The sequence below is a fragment of the Phyllobacterium chamaecytisi genome, from assembly GCF_020164455.1.
Lineage (GTDB): Bacteria > Pseudomonadota > Alphaproteobacteria > Rhizobiales > Rhizobiaceae > Phyllobacterium > Phyllobacterium chamaecytisi.
Window position 1 is genome coordinate 113,541 of sequence record NZ_JAIQWW010000004.1, and the last position, 19,305, is coordinate 132,845.

At 59.7% G+C, this 19,305-nt stretch carries 16 protein-coding genes; 7 read left to right on the forward strand and 9 right to left on the reverse strand.

All coding sequences use genetic code 11. From position 1 onward, the window contains the following. Nucleotides 1-4: 4 nt before the first annotated feature. The 3 genes from LB462_RS07915 to LB462_RS07925 are packed head-to-tail and all read left to right on the forward strand — an operon-like array spanning nt 5 to nt 3,809. Nucleotides 5-2,083: an acetate--CoA ligase family protein gene (locus LB462_RS07915; protein ID WP_224506748.1), complete on the forward strand. Its 2,079-nt coding sequence runs from the start codon at nt 5-7 to the stop codon at nt 2,081-2,083. Then, on the forward strand, nt 2,080-2,862 hold the full coding sequence (locus LB462_RS07920) for a carnitinyl-CoA dehydratase (protein WP_224506749.1): 783 nt from the start codon (nt 2,080-2,082) through the stop codon (nt 2,860-2,862). The genes LB462_RS07915 and LB462_RS07920 overlap by 4 nt, the downstream gene beginning before the upstream one ends. Further along, nucleotides 2,859-3,809: an alpha/beta hydrolase gene (locus tag LB462_RS07925; RefSeq protein ID WP_224506750.1), complete on the forward strand. Its 951-nt coding sequence runs from the start codon at nt 2,859-2,861 to the stop codon at nt 3,807-3,809. The genes LB462_RS07920 and LB462_RS07925 overlap by 4 nt, the downstream gene beginning before the upstream one ends. Nucleotides 3,810-3,998: 189 nt before the next feature. Here LB462_RS07925 and LB462_RS07930 read toward each other — a convergent pair whose 3' ends face one another. From LB462_RS07930 to LB462_RS07970, 9 genes are all read right to left on the reverse strand, one after another. Beyond that, a complete protein-coding gene (locus tag LB462_RS07930) occupies nt 3,999-5,657 on the reverse strand; it encodes an ABC transporter ATP-binding protein (protein ID WP_224506751.1) in 1,659 nt (552 codons plus the stop codon). After that, on the reverse strand, nt 5,657-6,481 hold the full coding sequence (locus LB462_RS07935; protein ID WP_224506752.1) for an ABC transporter permease: 825 nt from the start codon (nt 6,479-6,481) through the stop codon (nt 5,657-5,659). The genes LB462_RS07930 and LB462_RS07935 overlap by 1 nt, the downstream gene beginning before the upstream one ends. Nucleotides 6,482-6,491: 10 nt before the next feature. Next, nucleotides 6,492-7,451 (reverse strand): ABC transporter permease, encoded by a 960-nt coding sequence (locus LB462_RS07940; RefSeq protein WP_112529377.1) that lies wholly within the window; start codon nt 7,449-7,451, stop codon nt 6,492-6,494. Between the two features lie 11 nt (nt 7,452-7,462). Beyond that, nucleotides 7,463-9,052 carry an ABC transporter substrate-binding protein gene (locus tag LB462_RS07945; RefSeq protein WP_224506753.1) on the reverse strand — a complete coding sequence of 530 codons (1,590 nt, stop codon included), beginning with the start codon at nt 9,050-9,052 and terminating at the stop codon, nt 7,463-7,465. A gap of 135 nt (nt 9,053-9,187) precedes the next feature. Further along, on the reverse strand, nt 9,188-11,191 hold the full coding sequence (locus LB462_RS07950) for a CocE/NonD family hydrolase (protein ID WP_224506754.1): 2,004 nt from the start codon (nt 11,189-11,191) through the stop codon (nt 9,188-9,190). 193 nt (nt 11,192-11,384) lie between these two features. Continuing rightward, nucleotides 11,385-12,236 (reverse strand): ABC transporter permease, encoded by an 852-nt coding sequence (locus tag LB462_RS07955; RefSeq protein ID WP_224506755.1) that lies wholly within the window; start codon nt 12,234-12,236, stop codon nt 11,385-11,387. Continuing rightward, nucleotides 12,236-12,949 (reverse strand): ABC transporter permease, encoded by a 714-nt coding sequence (locus tag LB462_RS07960; RefSeq protein ID WP_224507104.1) that lies wholly within the window; start codon nt 12,947-12,949, stop codon nt 12,236-12,238. Before LB462_RS07960 ends, LB462_RS07955 begins: the two co-directional genes overlap by 1 nt. A gap of 121 nt (nt 12,950-13,070) precedes the next feature. Further along, the gene (locus tag LB462_RS07965; RefSeq protein WP_224506756.1) at nt 13,071-13,853 is read right to left on the reverse strand and encodes a transporter substrate-binding domain-containing protein; all 783 of its coding nucleotides are present in this window, start codon (nt 13,851-13,853) and stop codon (nt 13,071-13,073) included. A 59-nt stretch (nt 13,854-13,912) separates the two neighbouring features. Then, a complete protein-coding gene (locus LB462_RS07970; protein ID WP_224506757.1) occupies nt 13,913-14,731 on the reverse strand; it encodes an ABC transporter ATP-binding protein in 819 nt (272 codons plus the stop codon). A 174-nt stretch (nt 14,732-14,905) separates the two neighbouring features. On the opposite strand from LB462_RS07970, the gene LB462_RS07975 reads away from it, so the two are divergent. The 4 genes from LB462_RS07975 to LB462_RS07990 are packed head-to-tail and all read left to right on the forward strand — an operon-like array spanning nt 14,906 to nt 19,204. Beyond that, a complete protein-coding gene (locus tag LB462_RS07975; protein WP_224506758.1) occupies nt 14,906-15,775 on the forward strand; it encodes a dimethylarginine dimethylaminohydrolase family protein in 870 nt (289 codons plus the stop codon). Next, the gene (locus tag LB462_RS07980; protein WP_210003613.1) at nt 15,772-16,434 is read left to right on the forward strand and encodes a TetR family transcriptional regulator C-terminal domain-containing protein; all 663 of its coding nucleotides are present in this window, start codon (nt 15,772-15,774) and stop codon (nt 16,432-16,434) included. The genes LB462_RS07975 and LB462_RS07980 overlap by 4 nt, the downstream gene beginning before the upstream one ends. Further along, nucleotides 16,434-17,621, forward strand: a complete 1,188-nt coding sequence (locus tag LB462_RS07985) for a pyridoxal phosphate-dependent aminotransferase (protein WP_224507106.1) — start codon at nt 16,434-16,436, stop codon at nt 17,619-17,621. Before LB462_RS07980 ends, LB462_RS07985 begins: the two co-directional genes overlap by 1 nt. Continuing rightward, the gene (locus LB462_RS07990; protein ID WP_224506759.1) at nt 17,618-19,204 is read left to right on the forward strand and encodes a 5-guanidino-2-oxopentanoate decarboxylase; all 1,587 of its coding nucleotides are present in this window, start codon (nt 17,618-17,620) and stop codon (nt 19,202-19,204) included. Before LB462_RS07985 ends, LB462_RS07990 begins: the two co-directional genes overlap by 4 nt. Nucleotides 19,205-19,305: the final 101 nt, after the last annotated feature.

Below are 19,305 nucleotides of genomic sequence, written 5' to 3' on the forward strand. Positions count from 1 at the left end.
TTTGATGGCATCGCATAAGCTCGATCGTCTGCTACGACCGAAAACCATCGCTGTCTTCGGCGGTCTGCAAGCCGCCGAAGTCATAAAGCAATCACAGAAAATGGGCTTTTCCGGCGAGATCTGGCCGGTGCATCCCAAACATGACGAAATATGCGGCCTCAAGGTCTACCGTTCCGTCGCAGATCTGCCGGGTAGCCCGGACGCTGCCTTTGTCGGCGTCAATCGCTTTCTCACGCTGGATATCGTGCGCGACCTGCGTGAAGCCGGCGCGGGCGTCGCTGTCTGCTATGCCTCGGGCTTTCTCGAAGCAGGCGCGGACGATGCCGATGGCGCAAGGTTGCAGGAAGAGCTCGTCAAAGCGGCTGGCGATATGCCGATCATTGGGCCCAACTGCTACGGGCTGATCAACTACTGCGATGGCGCCCTGCTCTGGCCCGACCAGCATGGTGGGCGGCGGCTCGGCCCGGACGAACACGGCGTCGCCATTATCACGCAATCGTCGAACATCGCCATCAACATGACGATGCAGACTCGCGGCCTGCCCATCGCCCATGTCATGACGGCGGGCAACCAGGCGCAAACTGGCCTGCCCGACATGGCGATAGCCCTGCTCGAAGATGAACGCGTTACAGCGCTTGGCCTCCATATCGAGGCATTCCAGTCGGCGCCAAAATTCGAACTCCTTGCCAAACGTGCTCGCGAGCTGGGCAAACCCATAGTCGCGATGAAAGTCGGGCGTTCGGCGCAGGCGCGCGCTGCAACCGTCTCGCACACCGCCTCGCTGGCTGGATCCGACGCAGCATCGGACGCTTTCCTCAAGCGCCTCGGCATAGCTCGCGTCAATTCCATTGCATCCTTCCTTGAAACATTGAAGCTTCTGCATGTGCACGGCCCGCTCGACGGCAACACGCTCTGTTCCATGAGCTGTTCCGGCGGCGAGGCTTCGGTCATGGCCGATAGCGCCGAGGGGCGTGCGGTCAACTTTCCAGAACTGACGTCCGAGCACCGGGCGCGCGTCAAATCCACGCTCGGGGCATTTGTCGCCGTCGCCAACCCGCTCGATTATCACACCTTCATCTGGAACAACGAACCGGCACTGACAGAGACATTCACCGCCATGGTATCCGGCGGTTTTTCTCTGAGCTGCCTCGTCCTCGATTTTCCGCGCAAGGATCGCTGTTCGGACGTGGATTGGTGGTCGACCGTTCGAGGCTTCGAAAACGCGCTGACAACCAACCGGGCCAAAGGCGCCATTGTCGCTTCGTTGTCAGAGAATATTCCGGAAGAATACATGTCCGGCCTGATGGCGAAAGGCATCGCACCGCTCTGCGGCATAACAGAAGCTTTTGATGCGGCGGAAGCCGCAGCTTTCATAGGCAAAGCGTGGAAGATGCCGCTTGCGGAAGCCGTGGCGGTTATCGAGGAGCAAGCCGAAGCTCGCACGCGTACCCCGGATGAAGCCGAAGCCAAGGCCGTTCTCAAGAGTGCCGGGCTTCCCGTGCCGGATGGACAGCGCTGCACCACGAGTCTGGAGGCTGTCGCCATCGCCAACGCGCTCGGCTATCCGGTCGCGCTCAAGGCGCTCGGCATCGCCCACAAATCCGAACAGAACGCCGTTCGGCTCAATCTGAAGGATGCCGATGCGGTCAGATCCTCCGCCGACGATCTTGCTGGTCTTGGCTCCGGCCTGTATGTCGAGCGCATGGTGATTGGCGCGGTCGCCGAGCTTATCGTCGGTATCATCGATGATCCGCAATTCGGTCCGGTCATGACACTCGGCACAGGCGGCGTTCTGGTGGAATTGCTGCAGGATACGGCAACCCTGCTGCTGCCTTCCAGCCGCGAGGATATCGAGACGGCACTGCGCTTGCTGCGCATGTTCCCGCTGCTCGATGGCTATCGCGGCAAGGCAAAGGCCGACCTAGGGGCTGCAATCGACGCAATCATGGGCATTGCCGCATTTGCTGTGAACAATTCGGGCCGAATTGCCGAACTTGATATCAATCCGCTGCTGGTCTGCCGGCAGGGCGATGGCGCGTGGATCGCCGATGCGTTGTTGGTGACAAAGGGAGAGCTGAAATGAGCGATGTAATCAGGACGCGCCGCGAAGGCGGCATTCTCGAAGTCACGCTGGACCGGCCAAAAGCCAATGCCATTGACCTGACGACGAGCCGTCTGATGGGTGAAACGTTCAAAAAATTCCGCGACGATCCCGAATTGCGTGTCGCCATCGTACAGACCGAAGGCGACAAGTTTTTCTGCGCCGGTTGGGACTTGAAGGCCGCAGCCGGCGGCGATGCGGTCGATGGTGATTATGGCGTCGGCGGCTTCGGCGGTCTGCAGGAACTGATCGACCTCAACAAGCCTGTTATCGCCGCTGTCAACGGCATGGCAGTCGGTGGCGGGTTCGAACTCGCCCTCTCCTGCGATCTGATCTATGCCTCCGACCATTCCAGCTTTGCCCTGCCGGAAATCCGCGCAGGCACCCTCGCCGATGCCGCAACGGTCAAGCTGCCGAAGCGCATCCCCTATCATGTCGCCATGGATCTGCTGCTGACAGGCCGCTGGATGGACGTTAGCGAGGCGCATCGTTGGGGTCTGGTCAATGAGGTCCTGCCGAAAGACAAGCTGATGGAGCGCGTCTGGGAAATCGCCCGCATGCTCGAAAGCGGCCCGCCGCTGGTTTTCGCCGCCATCAAGGAAGTGGCGCGCGAAGCCGAGAGCATGGGTTTCCAGGAAGCCATGAACTGGATTACCAAACGCAAATTCCGTACAGTCGACACGCTCTACGCATCCGAAGACGGCCAGGAAGGCTTCAAGGCCTTCGCCGAAAAGCGTGAGCCCGTCTGGAAGGGGAAATGACCACCGACTATTCCACACTGATCGACGAGGAAACCTGGGCGTTCATAGAACGTACCAACAGTTTTTACCCACCCGACGCCATCGAGCTTTCGATTGCCCAGCAACGGGAGGTTTACGACACCATGTGCCGCGGGTTCTTTGCCGGCTACCCCGAGGCGGTATCGTCGGCTGATCGCTTCATCGACAGCGGCAATCACAAAATCCCACTTCGCGTCTACGAAAAACGTGAGATCGATCCGGAAGCCATCTGCCTCTATTTTCATGGCGGCGGGTTCGTCGTTGGTGGTCTTGAGAGCCACGACGATGTCTGCGCCGAATTGTGCGACGGCACGGGCTTCCGCGTGATCTCGGTCGACTACAGGCTCGCACCCGAACACCTGCATCCATCCGCATTCAGGGATTGTCTGGCGGCATTCGAGCACGTGGCTTCTACTTCAGATTTGCCGATCGTTTTTTGTGGCGATAGCGCCGGCGGTAACCTGGCGGCTGCGGTCGTGCACCACGTGCGCCGCCATGAACGCGCGCCGGTTGGCCAAGTTCTCATCTATCCCGGGCTCGGCGGGGCGACCGATCAAGGCTCTTACCTGACCCACGCGGAAGCGCCGATGCTGACAACGCGGGACACGCTATACTATTTCAAAGTCCGCGGCGGCGGGTTCAACTGGTCGACCGACCCGCGTTTTGCACCATTGAACGATACGGATTTCGCCGATCTGCCCGCCACTGTCGTGATTTCAGCCGAATGCGATCCGCTATCGGACGATGGCCGGCACTATCGCGACAAAATCCTGGCAGCAGGCGGCAAGGCGATCTGGAACAACGAACCCGGTCTGGTACACGCCTACCTGCGTGCGCGCCACAGCGTGGAGCGCGCGCGCTCCAGCTTCCGGCGCATTGTGACGGCGGTACATCTGCTTGGCCAGGGCCGCTGGCCCGGCCAGCTCTAGCCTTTATCTCCCCCCTTTGTGGGGGAGAAAGCGATTTCAGCATCTTAGCTCTTGCTAAGTGCTAGAAATCGCCAGAGAGGGGACAGCGCATTTTGATCTCAAATCCCCTCTCTTGGATTTTCTAAGAGTTTAGCAAGGGCTAAACTCAAGAAAACCCTTTCTCTCCCACAAGGGGAGAGATAATCGGCATCAGTTCCCGGCGCTCGCCATACGCCGGTGTTTCATCGCATCCTCAAGCCATCCTAGCTCCATCTCCGGAACTGACGACAGCAACAGATCGGTATAATCGTCGAAAGGCGGCGCCAGGACTTCCGACTTCGGCCCGTAGCGCACCACCTCGCCCCGATACATCACCGCGATGGAATCGGCGATCGATTTCACCGTCGCGAGATCGTGCGTGATGAAGAGATACGCAACATTCTCATCCTTCTGCAGATCGAGCAGAAGCTTCAATATTCCGTCCGCCACGAGCGGGTCGAGTGCGCTGGTTACCTCGTCGCAAATGATGAGCTTCGGCTTTGCCGCCAGCGCCCGCGCGATGCACACGCGCTGCTTCTGGCCGCCGGAAAGCTCCGCCGGATATCGATCGGCAAAGCCCTTGCCCATCTCGATCTTTTCGAGGAGCTCCGTGACATGCCTGTCGCGCTCCTTGCCCCTCATCTTGAAATAGAACTCGAGCGGCCGGCCGATGATCGTGCCGATGGTCTGGCGCGGGTTCATGGCGGTATCCGCCATCTGGTAGATCATCTGCAACTCACGCAGATCGTTGCGCGTTCGGTTCGCCAGCCGGGGAGACAGCGTTCGCCCGTCGAATGTTATGCTGCCCTCCATCGGCGGCAACAGCCCGGTTATCGCGCGCGCCAGCGTGGATTTACCCGAACCGGATTCACCAACGACAGCCAGTGTCTGGCCAAGATGGATATCCACCGAGACGTTCTTCAGGACCTTCACCAGTCCGCCGCCATAGGCCGCCGTGACATTGTTGACGATCAGGATCGGCGCGTCGGTCGGGTTCTTTTGCTCGTGCGGGATATGATGCACGGAGACCAGCTGGTTGGTGTATTGCTGGCGTGGTTCCTTGATGATCTGATGCGTATCGCCGTATTCGACTTTCTTGCCGTGCCGCAAGACGATGATGTCATCCGCCACCTGCGCCACGACGGCGAGATCATGGGTGATGTAAAGGGCCGCAACATTCGTGTCGCGGATCGCATCCTTGATAGACGCCAGCACATCGATCTGCGTGGTCACATCGAGTGCGGTCGTCGGCTCGTCAAACACGATCAGATCCGGTTCCGAGCACAGCGCCATCGCGGTCATGGCTCGCTGCAACTGTCCGCCTGACACCTGATGCGGAAAACGCTGACCGAAAGTTTCCGGATTGGGCAGGCCAAGCTTCTTGAACAGGCCGATCGCACGTTTCTCGGCTACAGCCTTCGAGCAGATGCCGTGCAAGAGCGCCGCCTCGACCACCTGATCCATCAGCTTGCGCGCGGGATTGAAGGCCGCGGCAGCAGATTGTGCGACGTAGCAGACTTCACGTCCGCGCACCTGCCGCAGCAGTCTTGGCCCGCCCTTCAATATGTCTCGGCCATTAAGCAGGACTTCGCCGCCGGTAATCCGCACGCCGCCCCGCCCATAGCACATGCTGGAAAGGCCGATCGTCGACTTGCCTGCACCGGACTCGCCAATGAGCCCCAGCACCTTGCCGCGCTCGACCTTGACGGAAACATCGTCGACAATGACGACATTGCGCGGCGGTTCTCCGGGAGGGTAGCTCGTCGCCTCGATACGCAGATTGCGGATATCGAGCAGGGTTCCACTTCTGTCTACGGGACGTTTGGCCATTAGCCGCGCCCTCCCTTCAGGCTGGTGGTGCGATTGAGGATCCAGTCGGCAACCAGATTAACCGAAATGGCAAGGACGGCGATTGCCGCGGCCGGGATGAGCGCCGCCGGAATGCCAAAGACGATGCCTTCCTTGTTTTCCTTGACCATGCCGCCCCAATCCGCGTCCGGGGGCTGCACGCCAAGACCAAGGAAGGACAGCGCAGAGAGAAACAGCACCGCAAAAATGAAACGCAGCCCGAGCTCGGCGATCAGCGGCGTCAGTGCATTCGGCAGGATTTCCCGGAAGATAACCCACATGCGTCCCTCGCCGCGCAGTTTTGCCGCCTCGACGAAATCCATCACATTGATATCGACAGCGACAGCGCGCGCCAGCCGGTACACCCGCGTCGCATCGAGGAAGCCCATCACCAGGATGAGCGTCAAGACGTTGGCAGGCAGCACCGAAAGCACGACAAGGGCGAAGATCAGCGTTGGAATTGCCATGATCAGATCGACGAAGCGCGACATGAGCTGGTCGAACCAGCCGCCGATAACCGCTGCGGCAAAACCCAGCACAGAGCCCAGGATAAATGACAATGCCGTCGCCATGGCGGCGATAAAGATGGTGATACGCGCGCCGTAGATCATGCGCGACAGCAGATCGCGCCCGAGATTATCGGTGCCGAGCCAGTACTTTGCGGAACTGGGCTCCCACACATCGCCGACTGTTTCGCCAACCGAATATGGGGCAACCCAAGGAGCGAAGATTGCCGCGAAGAGAAACAACGCTGTGATGATGAGGCCGATCCATGCGCTGATCGGTATGGTCTTTATATTCAGCATCTGCCGGGCCTCACTTCGGATGTCTGAGGCGGGGATTGGAAACAATCGCCACGATATCAGCAACAATATTGAGGCTGATATAGACAGCCGCGAAAACCAGCCCGCATGCCTGAACGACCGGAACGTCGCGTTTGGCAACGTGATCGACCAGATATTGGCCCATGCCGGGATAGACAAAAATCACCTCGACGACGACCACGCCAACGATCAGGAACGCGAGATTGAGCATGACGACATTGACGATCGGCGCGATGGCATTGGGGAAGGCGTGCCGCGTGATGATCTGAAGTGGCGTCAGCCCCTTCAGCTCAGCCGTCTCGATATAGGCAGATTGCATCACGTTGAGGATTGCCGCTCGGGTCATGCGCATCATGTGTGCGAGCACGACAAGCGTCAGCACCGTGACCGGCAGGGCAATGGCGCTCAGTCGTTCACCAAATGGCATCCCCTCGTAAACTGTCGATACACTCGGAAACCATTGCAGCTGCACGGCAACGAAGTAGATCAGCAGATAACCGGTGAAGAATTCCGGCAATGAAGTCGAGGCGAGACCAAGCCCGGATATGATCTTGTCTACGGGGCCGTTACGGTAGCGAACGGCGAGCAGCCCGAGGCCGATTGCCAGCGGAACCGAAACGACCGCCGCCGCCGAAGCGAGGAACAGCGTGTTCCACAGCCGGTCCTTCAGCGATGTGGCGATGTCCTGCCCGCTGGAGAGAGCCGTGCCGAGATTGCCGGTCAGGATACCGCCAAGCCAACGGAAGTAGCGGATATAGGCCGGATCGTTGAGGCCCATGTCACGCCGCAGGTTCTCAAGTGCTTGCGGCGTGGCGGATTGTCCAAGAATGGACTGCGCGACGTCTCCAGGCAGAATCTGCGTGCCGACGAATATCAGCACGGAAACAGCAAGGAGAAGGAGTACGCCCATCGCAATGCGCTGGGCGACCAGTTTAAGGACAGGCGTACTCATCCGCCGCGGTCCTACGCGATCAGCCAGCAGCGCGACAAAGCGTAACCGCCGCTCATCTCCTGATTGCCGTCCGGCACCCAGCCGCCAACCTTCTTGCTCGTCGCGTCGATGAAGTCGTTGAACATCGGCACGATGACACCGCCCTCATCGCGTACAATGACATTCATGTCGCGATACATGGCCTTGCGCTTGGCTTCGTCCAGTTCGCCGCGCGCCTGCAACAGCAGTTTGTCGAACTTCTCGTTGAAGAAGCGCGTGTCGTTCCAGTCTGCCTTGGAATAATAGGCGGTCGAGAACATCTGGTCCTGCGTTGGCCGTCCGCCCCAATAGGATTCCGAGAATGGCTGCTTGTTCCAGACCTGCGACCAGTAACCGTCGCCAGGCTCGCGCTTGACTTCGATGGTGATGCCGGCCTTGGCAGCGCTCTGCTGATAAAGCTGCGCCGCATCGATTGCGCCGGGAAATGCAACATCGGAAGTACGAAGCAGCACGGCACCATCGTGGCCGGACTTCTTGTAATGGAATGCCGCCTTGTCCGGATCGTATTTGCGCTGTTCGATATCGTCCGAGAACAGCGGGTATGCCTTGTTGATCGGCGTGTCGTTACCCACGGAACCGTAGCCGCGCAGAATGGTCTTCACCATCTCTTCGCGGTTCATCGCGTATTTCAGTGCCAGCCGCAGATCCATGTTGTCGAATGGCGCGGTGTTGCAATGGGCGATGAAAACGTAGTGCCCCTTGCCCGCAACGTTCTGGATTGTAACGCCCGGCACACGCTTGACGAGATCGACGATCTTCGGCTCGACGCGGTTGATCATGTGTACCTGACCGGACTGCAGAGCCGCCGTGCGGGCAGTAGCGTCGTTGATGACGATGATTTCGATTTGCTCGGCATGGCCGCGCTTGTCGCCGTCCCAGTAGTTGGGGAATTTCGTCCCGATATGACGTACGCCCGGCTCATCCGTCACCACCTTGTATGGTCCGGTACCGATACCGGCAGTCGGCTTGTCCTTGCCGCCGCCCGGCTGGATCATCAGGTGGTAGTCATCCATCAGGAACGGCAGATCGGCATTGGCTTCTTTCAGTGTGAAAACAACGGTATCGCCGTCTTTCTTCACGCTTTCGATGCCGCCCATGACGCCGAGCGCACCGGATTTCGAATTGGCATCCGAATGACGCTCCATCGTGGCGACGACATCGTCCGGCGTCATCTCCTTGCCGTCATGGAACTGCACGCCCTTGCGGATCTTGAAGGTCCAGACCTTGGCATCGTCCGATGAACCCCATTCCGTCGCGAGTTTCGGATTGAGCTTGCCGTCGGGCTGGATCTCGACAAGCTGTTCGCCCCACTGGCGGCCGAACTTGTACGGAACCTGGCTCTGCCACGTCGCAGGATCAAGACTGTCAGTGGAAGCGCCGCCCTGCATGCCGGCTTTCAACGTTCCACCCTTGACCGGACCTTCGGCAAGCGCGGCACTTGAAAGCAGGGAGTTGGCGAAGACGGTGGTGACACCAAGTGCCGCGGCGCGGCCGAGAAAGTCGCGGCGCGAAAGCTTGCCAAGTGCAACCCTGCGGCTGAGATAATCGAGTTCGTTTGACATATCTATTCCCCTTCTTCTGCTTGCGACGCCCGGCGTCCCAATTCTGGTTTTTGTGAATTATGCGACCTGATATCCGTAAATTTCAACCCTTTAAGTTTGGTATTTAAGACAGCGCTGCAGATGCAGCACCTGCATTCAGATGTAGTTGCGTGCAATCGTCTCGGTAAAATCGCGCTCGAACACCGCATTGTCGTTCTCGTATGCTTCGATGCGCCCGGTCAGATAGAAATTGTGCTTGTCCGACCGCATCGTCGTGAATGTCTCGGTGCGGATTCGCCAGTTGTCGCGCCCCGAAACTTCGGTCCAATGGGTCTCGCCATAGGCGGAAAGCGGATCGTCGGCGTTGATTTCCCAGCGCTCGCGCGCAACGCCGCCATGGATCAGTCCATGATCCTTGTCCCGCGCTTCGCCGAAATCGTCTTCGATCACGAGACTGATCTTGCCTGTGACCTGGTCATGTTCGATCGACCGGCTGTTGCCGCCGGTGCGCAAGGTTTCAAGCTGCCACGGCGACGCGGCTTCCGGCTCGGGAAAGGTCCATTCGTCGCCTGTCGCCAGTTCCCGCGAAGGAACGCTGATCTGCCCGGCTTCTATCGTCAGGCTGACATTTTCCGGCGAGGGCCAGACCATCGGCCAATAGGACGACGAGACGGCCACCCGCAGCGTATGCCCGGCCGGCACGCGATAGGCGATATCGTCGAGCTTGAAGCTGACGTCGATCGCTTCTCCCGGCACAAGCGGCTCCGGCCTGTCGTGCCCGTGGCGATGGCACAGATTGAATACACCATAGGTGATGCGCGTCGACGCACCATCCGGATGTACATCGCAAAGCCGCACCGCGACCATTGCAACCGGCCTGTCGCTCGACAGTGTCAATTTGATCTCCGGCGCACCGACAATATCGATCGGCTCGTCCAGAACCGTGTCATAGCAAACCGACAGCGCATCGTCGCGGCGCTGGTCGCCGGGCATTTCCGGTCCGAGCCAGATCGCGCAGTATTCGCCGCCCATCATGCCGCAATCCTGCGGCGACGCCACGAGATGGGAAAAGCCGTCAGATGCCTCGGACGCAAGGGATTTGTCGGCTTGCAGATGCAGCACCTCCGACGCAATCGTTTTGGACGGCCATTCCTGTTCTGCGATCCAGCGACCCGGGCGTTCCGTGTACCAGCTTTTGGGACGCACCGAATCCATCAGATAACCGCGATAGGCTGGATCGTTCTCGACGCCGGTATCGATATCCTTGAGCCAGCGATCCCACCAGCGCAGCGCCTCCTGCAGGAAGCCGATACGCGGTTCCGGCACGGCAAAATGTGGATATTTGTGCACCCAGGGCCCGATGATACCCTTGACCGGTGCGGTGATGCCCGCCATTAGCCGCGGCACGGCATTCTTGTAGGCGTCGCCCCAGCCGCCCACGGCCAGTGTCGCTGCCTTGATCGCGGAAAAGTCCTCGCAGACCGAACCGCGCTGCCAATAGGCGTCGCGCGTCTGATGGTTGAGCCAGACGGCCGGCAGGAAAGGCTCGTTGTCGAGCCGATCGAGCCACATATCGCGCCATTTCTCGCCAGCGAGTGCCGGGTCTGGCGCGCGCGACGAATAGGCGAGCATCGTTGCGCCCCAGCCGAGATTTTCATTGAGCAGCAGGCCGCCCTTGTAGTGAATATCGTCGGCATAACGGTCATCGGTCGAGCAGAGCGTGATGATAGCCTTCAGCGCCTCCGGTTGCAGGGCCGCCACCTGCAGCGAGTTGAAGCCGCCCCAGGATATGCCCATCATGCCGACCTTCCCGGTCGACCAGGGTTGCGCTGCTATCCACTTGATCACCTCGCAGGCGTCGGCGAGTTCCTGCTCGGAATACTCGTCCTCCATCAGCCCTTCGGAGTCGCCATTGCCGCGCATGTCAACGCGCAGGCAGGCATATCCGTGACCAGCAAAATATGGGTGGGTTAGGTTGTCCCGAGCGGTGGTACCGTCGCGTTTGCGATAAGGGAGAAATTCGAGAATTGCAGGAACCGGAGTCTGCTCGGCATCGTCTGGCATCCAGACTCTCGCCGAAAGCCGGCAGCCGTCAGGCAGGATGATGCCCATATCGGCGTGCTCGTGGATATTATGCTGAAAAGTCTCGACTGTCCGCATTATCACCCTTCGCCTCGTCAAAGAGTCGGAAAATGGCGAATGCTCACCGGCTTTGCACCGCCGGTGATACGCGTCCCATTTTCTCGTCTTTTGCGAGGTGTTCCTTTTGCCCACACTATGCGCATCTGCTCAGCGACACGCCTCCAACACTTGCGACATAAGTCCCGTCATTTGCGCCACCACGAGAAAACGCTCAACCAAGCTTCGACGGTATCAGTCTTTCCACGCGCCGGAACAGCATGACGATGATACCCGTGATCACGAGATAGCCCACCGCCAGCAAAAGCAGCGGTTCGTATGTAAGAAACGTATCCTGCCTGACGCGCGATGCAACCGAGTATAGATCGACGACAGTAATCGTCGCGACCAACGGTGTGGATTTCAGCTGCAGCACGGCTTCGCCCGCCAGCGTCGGCAGCGCCCTGTGAATGGCTTGTGGCAACCAGATACGGCGAAAGATGGTAAAGCGCGGCATGCCGAAAGCGCGCGCGGACTCCAGTTGACCCTTGGGAACACCCGCAAAGGCGCCCCGCATCACCTCGCCCTCATAGCCGGCGTAAGACAGCGTCAAGGCAAGGACGGCATAGGGCCACGCTTGTCGCAGGTAAGGCCAGAGCTCGGATCCTCTGATCCACGGATATTGCGGGAACAGCGACCCGAGGCCGTAATAGAGCAGCCAAAGCTGCACGAGCAGCGGCGTACCGCGAATGACCGTACAGAACGCACGCGCCGGAATGGCCAGGAACGCCGGGCCGGATGCCTGCGCCAATCCCAGGGGCACCGCCAGCAGAAAACCAAGGACGACGGTCACGACCAGTATCCAGATCGTCCGCCACAGACCCTGCAAGATCAGACCGCCATATTGCGGCAGCCAGTCCCAGCGCATGAACAACGCCGCCGAAGCCACAAGCGCCAACCCGATGAGAATAAGCACGATGCGATGCGGCGGTAGCTTGCTTGCCAGACTGCTTGCGTCCTTTTCCTTGTGAATAGGAAAGGTCTCTATCGGAACTTCAATTTCGCTTTCGCCAAGCGCATTGGACATCAGCGCGCCTCCTTCACCGAAGGCATGCCGCGCCGCGCCCGTTTCTCAACCCATTCCAGAATGACACTGGAGAACAGCGTAATGAACAGATAGAGCGCACCGGCGGCGAGGTAGAACGTCATATAGGCTTTCGTCGTCCCGGCGGCCTGACGTGTTTCCAGCGTCAGTTCGCTGAAGCCCACGACTGCCAGCAGCGCTGTGTCCTTCGTTGAAATGAGCCAGAGATTGGCAAGTCCGGGCAACGCGTGCGGCAACATCGCCGGCAGCGTGATGCGGCGCATCATCAGCACAGGCGACATGCCGTAGGCCCTCGCCGCCTCGATCTCGCCTTGCGGGATGGCTTTGATTGCGCCCCGCAGCACTTCCGTCGCATAGGCACCCTGGACAAAACCGAGCACCACGATACCGGCAACGAGCCCGCTGATATCGACGCGCTGATAGCCCATCCCCTCAAGGATACGGTTGATCAGGTCCGTCCCCGCATAATAAAGCAGGATAATCATCACCAGCTCGGGAATTGCCCGCACCAGCGTCGTATAGATTGCGGCCAGATCGCGTGCGATCGGGCCGCCATAGAGTTTCGCGTATGAGCCGAATGTTCCGATAATCAGGCCCATGCCGAACGCGCCGAAGGCAATCTGCAGGGACCGCACCAACCCGCGCAAGAGATTGGCACCCCACCCTGGCGCAACAGGAGATAGAAGATCGAACATGCCGGTAATTCCGGCGGGGATAATCGATGCGTCGGCCAAGCCGTCCTCGATTCAGCGTCAAATGCAGGTTTCGAACAATAAAAAGGCCGGAGTTGGAAACCCAACGCCGGCCCAAACTCAATCAGCCGCCATACATGTCAATGGTGAAGTACTTCTTCGAGATTTCGTCATACTTCCCGTTGGCCCTGATTTCTTTGATCGCCGCGTTGAACTTTTCCTTCATCGCAGTGTCGCCCTTGCGTATGCCAACGCCAACGCCCGGTCCGAGGATCTCCAGATCATCGGCGACCTTGCCCTTGATGTCGCAGCAAGCCTTGCCTTCAGGCGTGTCAGCAAAGGTCTGCAGCGCCAGTCCATCGGCCTGGGTGGCGTCAATACGTCCAGCTGCCAGATCCTGGTTGGCCTCATCCTGAGTCTGATATTCCTTGATCTCGGCCGCGGTGTCAGCGAAATGCTTCTTCGCATAGGCCTGGTGCACGGTCGAAACCTGCACGCCAAGGATCTTGCCCTTCAGACCTTCGGGTGTCGCGTCCATCTTCTCTTCCTTGGAGCCGAGAATCAACGTCGGGGTATTGTAGTACTTGTCCGAAAAATCGATCGTCTTCTCGCGTTCCGCGGTGATCGACATCGAAGCTGCAATGATGTCGATCTTCTTCGTCGTCAGCGCCGGAATGATACCGTCCCACGAAACCGGCGTGATGACGCAATCAAGTTTGGCCGCTTCACACATTGCCATGGTGATGTCGATTTCCCAGCCCTGCCATTTGCCGGATGCATCGGGCGACGCGAAAGGCGGATAGGGTTCGGCGGCGATGCCAACCTTGACCTGTTCGGCATTGGCTGCGCCAAGGCCGGCAACCACAAGCACAACGGCTGCTGCCGTTGTTTTCAGAAAAGACTTCATTCTCATCTCCATTGGTTCAACTGTTCCCCAGGGTTGCTCCCTGTATTGCTATTAGTCACTTATGAAATAGTTCGGATAAACTGTTTCAAACGTTCAGATTTTGGCGATCCGAATAATTCTTCCGGAGGCCCTTCCTCTTCGACGATTCCATTGTGCAGGTACATCACATGGCTCGCCACTTCGCGGGCGAACTTCATCTCGTGGGTGACCAGCAGCATCGTCCGGCCCTCTTTCGCAAGATCGGCTATAACCTTCAGAACCTCGCCGACAAGCTCGGGGTCGAGCGCCGAAGTCGGCTCGTCGAACAGCATCACACGCGGCTGGATGGCCAGCGCCCGCGCGATGGCACCGCGCTGCTGCTGTCCGCCGGACATATAGGCGGGATAGACATCGCGCTTGGCGGAAAGGCCGACCCGCTCGAGAAGCTGCTCGCCGATGGCCATCGCCTCGTCGCGCTTCATGCCGAGCACGTGCACCGGCACTTCGATGACATTCTGGATCAGCGTCATGTGCTGCCACAGGTTGAAATTCTGGAACACCATGCCGAGCCGGCTGCGAATGCGCTCGATCTGGCGGCGATTGGCCGGCACCTGACCGCCGTGACCGTCGCTGACCATTTTGACATCTTCGCCATTGATGCGAATGACGCCGCTGGTGGGATTTTCAAGGAAATTTATGCAGCGCAGGAATGTCGACTTGCCCGAGCCGCTGCCGCCGATCATGGCGACGACATCGCCGTCCTTGGCGGACATGGAAACGCCTTTGAGCACTTCAAGCGCGCCGAACCGCTTGTGCAGGTTCTCGATGTGAATAGCTTCAGCCTGTTCAGCCGCGCCCGGTTGGAAAGGATCGGCCGCAACGGCTACAGTCGCCGTCATTCCGGGATTCCCGCGCATAGCTGTCGTGCTTGCTCAATCATCAGTTATTCGATCCGCCTCTTTTGTCAGCATGGGTCTTGATTGCCCGAATTTAGCCCATCACACCACTTGCGCTCTAATTATGCAAGCGTATAAATACACAGACCAGCAATTTTTCGAGAGCACCCCCAAAACATGACATTCGGTTCGCAGTCGATGGCCCTTCCCTTGAAACGCGTCATAATGCGCATGCCGGACAGGGTCATGGCCGGTGCCGAGCGTGACGTCTGGCACTATGGCCCGCAGTTCGATCCGCGCCGGGCGTCCGAGCAGCACAAGGTCTTCGCCGATCTTGTCGCCCGGTCCGGTGCCGACATTACCTGGATACGCGACGGCAATGACGCGCTATCGGATTCGATATTCACCCACGACCCGTCGCTCGTCACAGATAAAGGCGCCGTCCTCCTGCGCATGGGCAAGAACCTGCGCCTCGATGAGCCCGATCTGCATCACGAAACCTACCGCGAGATGGATGTGCCTGTTCTCGGCCGCATCGAAGCGCCGGGCACCGTGGAAGGCGGCGATTGCGTCTGGGTCGATAGCAATACCTTGGCGATCGGGCGCGGTGTCCGCACCAATCAGTCCGGCATCGAACAGCTTTCAGCCATCCTGAAGCCTCTCGGCATCACTGTCCTTGGCTTCGATCTGCCGCTCTGGCATGGCGAAGAAGCCTGCCTGCATCTGATGTCGATCATTTCCCCATTGGCCGAGGATCTGGCGCTGGTGCACCTGCCACTGCTGCCTGCCGCCTTCTACCAACTCCTGAAGGAGCGCGGCATCCGCCTCGTCGTGGCACCGGAAGAAGAGTTCGCCGCGAGCAACGGGCTTAACCTGAATGTTTTGCCGACTGCCCCTTACGAGGTGATCGCCGTCGCCGGTTTTGAAAAGACCAAGGCCGCCATGGAAGCTGCGGGCTGCACAGTCACCACATTCGAGGCCGATGCCCTGTGCATTGCGTGCGAGGGCGGCCCCACCTGCCTGACCCGCCCCGTCTGGCGCCAATGACGGAGTCCCGCTCTACCACACGCAAGAGCTTCCGCCGCGAGGGCGAAGACAAGCGCCGCGAGGATCTGATCGCGGCGACGCTCGAATGTGTGGCTGAGCGCGGCCTCGCTGGCGCAACTGTGCGCGAGATCGCTCTGCGCGCCGATGTAACTGCCGGTCTCATCCGCTATTATTTTCCGGCCAAGGACGATCTTATCGGCGCGGCCTATCGCGCGGTCATGAACCGCATGACTGTTCAGGCAAGCGATGCACTGAAGAGTGCCGCCGATGATCCGCGTGACCGTCTCAATGCTTTCGTGAAGGCCAACCTCGGTCAGCCGATCATGGATCCCAACAATCTTTCCCTGTGGGCCGGATTCATTGGCATGGTTCACGCCGATCCAGCCATGGCTTTGGCGCACCGCGACGGCTATCTTGGCTTCCGCGACGAGCTGGAAGCACTCATCCGCGAAGCGTTGCTCGCCGCCGGCAAGCCGGCGGAGCCAATTCATACCCGCCGCCACGCCATCGCCGTCAACGCGATTATCGACGGGCTTTGGCTTGAAGGTTGTCTTGCGGGTGATATTTTTGCCGAAGGAGAGTTGGCCGAGACCGGTATAGCCGCTATCGAAGCCGTTCTTGCAATTTCTCTCAATCCTGAAAAAGGAGGCGCGATATGATGCGCTATGCGTCTGTCACCGACCGTCTGGCCGGACTTGGATCCGACAAATGGGCTGTCCATTTCCGTGCTCGCCAGATGAAGCAGGCGGGACACGAGATCATCGAATTGACCATCGGTGAGCCTGACATTCCGACGCCGACCGACATGATCGACGTCGCCGAACGGGCGATGCGCGCTGGCCGCACCGGCTATTCCAGCGGTCGCGGCGAACCCGCATTGCTCGCCGCGCTTTCGGCGAAATACACCGCACGCACGGGACGCCAGATTGGTCCGGAAAACATCATGTGTTTCTCCGGCACGCAAACCGCCTTGTCGATGGTCATGATGGGACTTGCCGAGGAAGGCGACGAGATCATCACCGGCGATCCGCTCTACGCGACCTATGACGGCGTTGTCCGGGCAACCGGCGCGACGCGTGTTTCCGTCCCGCTGCGGCCCGAAAAAGGCTTCCGTATGCAGGCCGCAGACCTTGAAAAGGTCATCACGCCCAGATCCAGGGTCTTGCTGCTCAACAGTCCTCACAATCCCACCGGCGCTGTCCTCAGCGCCGCGGAGATAGCCGAAATCGGCGAAGTCTGCATCAGGCACAATCTCTGGATCGTGTCCGATGAAGTTTATGAACTGATGATCTACAACGGCACGTTCGCGTCGCCGCTGGACCGGGCGGAACTTGCCGATCGCACGATTGCCGTTGCCTCTATCTCGAAATCCCATGCCGCTCCGGGCTTCCGCAGCGGCTGGTGCATCGCCCCGAAGGAATTCACGGAGCGCCTGCTGCCGCTGTCCGAATCCATGCTTTTCGGCGGACAACCCTTCATCGCCGACATGACGGCCTATGCGCTCAGCCGCCCATCCACCGCGGCGGCCACGATGCGCGAGAGCTTTCTGCGCCGCGCCCAGCGCATCTCGGAACGTCTGGATGGCAAGGCAGGCATCGTTGCCAAAATTCCGCAAGCCGGCATGTTCATTCTTGCCGATATTCGTGCAACCGGGCTGTCCGGACAAGAATTCGCGATGCGCCTTCTCGAAGAGGAGCTCGTCGCGGTCATGCCGGGCGAGTCCTTCGGCGACAACCTTGCGGGCTATCTTCGCATGAGCCTCAGCATTGCCGATGACAAGATCGACGCCGCCTGCGCCGGTATCGTCCGCCTCGCATCGCGCCTGCAACAACGGAAATCCGCATGACCACTGTCGGTGAAGCCCTCGTCCACTTGCTCGAATCCTATGATGTAGATACGGTTTTCGGCATTCCCGGAGTCCACACCATCGAGCTCTACCGCGGCCTCGCCGGTTCGAAGATCCGTCACATCACGCCGCGCCACGAACAGGGTGCGGGCTTCATGGCCGATGGTTACGCGAGAGCCACCGGCAAGCCCGGCGTTGCTTTCGTCATCACCGGCCCGGGCATCACCAATACGATAACCGCGATGGGTCAGGCCCGCGCCGACTCGATCCCCATGCTGGTCATTTCCGGCGTGAACCAGCGTGATTCGCTCGGCAAGGGCATGGGTTTCCTGCACGAACTGCCCAATCAGCGCGCCATGTTGCAGACTGTCGCGATGTTCTCCCATCGCATCGAAAAGCCCGACGAGCTGCCCATCGTGCTCGCCAGAGCCTTTGCCCTGTTTGCCTCGCGCCGTCCCGGTCCCGTCCATATAGAGATTCCGCTGGACGTGATGGCGCTGCAGCTGGGTGGCGCGGAACGCCTGTCCTCCGATGCACCGATCCCGCACGCTTCGGCCGAGACCATGGCGGAACTGACGCGCCTTTGCCTCGGCGCCGAGCGGCCGGTGATCCTGATCGGCGGCGGCGCCAAGGCTGCTGCCAGCGCCCTGCAAGCCCTGGCGGAGAAGCTCGACGCGCCGATCATCGCGACGACCAATGCACGCGGCATCATGCACGCTCACCCCCTGCTCATACCGGCCAGCCCCAGTCTGAAGCCCTGCCGCGAACTACTTGCCAATAGTGACCTTGTAATCGCGATTGGCACGGAGATGGGCCCGACAGACTACGACATGTACGGCGATGGTGGTTTTCCTGAGCTGAAACGGCTCGTGCGCATCGATATCGACGCGGGACAACTCGACCGCCATCCGGCCTTCATGCCGATCGAAGCCTCGGCCAGGGAAACGGTCGAGGTACTTGCGGCCGCCCTTCCCGAACGCCGCAATTCCCATTCCGGCGTAGAGCGCGCCAGGCAAACGCGCGATGCGGCTTGGGCTCATATCGGCCAGCGCTACCAGGGCATGGTCCGCTTCCTCGATACCTTGCGCGATACTTTGCCAGCTTCGCTCATCGTCGGCGATTCCACGCAGGCCATCTATGCGGGCAATCTGTACTACGATCATGACCGCGTCGGCGGATATTTCAATGCCGCCACAGGGTTCGGTGCGCTTGGCTTTGGCCCGCCGGCCGCCATCGGCGCATCGCTGGGAAAGCCGGAAACATCGACGATCTGCATCGTCGGTGATGGAGGCTTCCAGTTCGTCCTCGGCGAACTCGGCGCGGCGGTCGATGAGCGTGTGCCTGTCATTTTCATTGTCTGGAACAATCAGGGCTATCAGGAAATCGAACGTGCCATGGTCGAGGTCGATATCGACCCGGTTGGTGTACGCCCATCAGCACCCGACTATCTGAAAATCGCGGAGGCTTACGGCGTTCCGTCAAAGCGTCTGGACAATCTCGAAAAATTGCCTGCCGCCTTGCTCGAAGCCAAGGCGAGAAAAACGCCATATCTCATTGAAATCGATGAGAAACTGTTCGGTTAGTGGATTGCCCGGCGGCCTACCCAAGAATTGATGGCGGCGTCGCAAAAAATCAAGCCTTTGCCGCATCCGGGCTTCTTGCCTGTCTGGCGTAAGACTATCGT

Coding starts and splice junctions, on each gene's coding strand:
- LB462_RS07915 (WP_224506748.1), top strand. CDS start 5: ATGGCATCGCATAAGCTCGATCGTCTGCTACGACCGAAAACCATCGCT.
- LB462_RS07920 (WP_224506749.1), top strand. CDS start 2,080: ATGAGCGATGTAATCAGGACGCGCCGCGAAGGCGGCATTCTCGAAGTC.
- LB462_RS07925 (WP_224506750.1), top strand. CDS start 2,859: ATGACCACCGACTATTCCACACTGATCGACGAGGAAACCTGGGCGTTC.
- LB462_RS07930 (WP_224506751.1), bottom strand. CDS start 5,657: ATGGCCAAACGTCCCGTAGACAGAAGTGGAACCCTGCTCGATATCCGC.
- LB462_RS07935 (WP_224506752.1), bottom strand. CDS start 6,481: ATGCTGAATATAAAGACCATACCGATCAGCGCATGGATCGGCCTCATC.
- LB462_RS07940 (WP_112529377.1), bottom strand. CDS start 7,451: ATGAGTACGCCTGTCCTTAAACTGGTCGCCCAGCGCATTGCGATGGGC.
- LB462_RS07945 (WP_224506753.1), bottom strand. CDS start 9,052: ATGTCAAACGAACTCGATTATCTCAGCCGCAGGGTTGCACTTGGCAAG.
- LB462_RS07950 (WP_224506754.1), bottom strand. CDS start 11,191: ATGCGGACAGTCGAGACTTTTCAGCATAATATCCACGAGCACGCCGAT.
- LB462_RS07955 (WP_224506755.1), bottom strand. CDS start 12,236: ATGTCCAATGCGCTTGGCGAAAGCGAAATTGAAGTTCCGATAGAGACC.
- LB462_RS07960 (WP_224507104.1), bottom strand. CDS start 12,949: ATGTTCGATCTTCTATCTCCTGTTGCGCCAGGGTGGGGTGCCAATCTC.
- LB462_RS07965 (WP_224506756.1), bottom strand. CDS start 13,853: ATGAAGTCTTTTCTGAAAACAACGGCAGCAGCCGTTGTGCTTGTGGTT.
- LB462_RS07970 (WP_224506757.1), bottom strand. CDS start 14,731: ATGACGGCGACTGTAGCCGTTGCGGCCGATCCTTTCCAACCGGGCGCG.
- LB462_RS07975 (WP_224506758.1), top strand. CDS start 14,906: ATGACATTCGGTTCGCAGTCGATGGCCCTTCCCTTGAAACGCGTCATA.
- LB462_RS07980 (WP_210003613.1), top strand. CDS start 15,772: ATGACGGAGTCCCGCTCTACCACACGCAAGAGCTTCCGCCGCGAGGGC.
- LB462_RS07985 (WP_224507106.1), top strand. CDS start 16,434: ATGCGCTATGCGTCTGTCACCGACCGTCTGGCCGGACTTGGATCCGAC.
- LB462_RS07990 (WP_224506759.1), top strand. CDS start 17,618: ATGACCACTGTCGGTGAAGCCCTCGTCCACTTGCTCGAATCCTATGAT.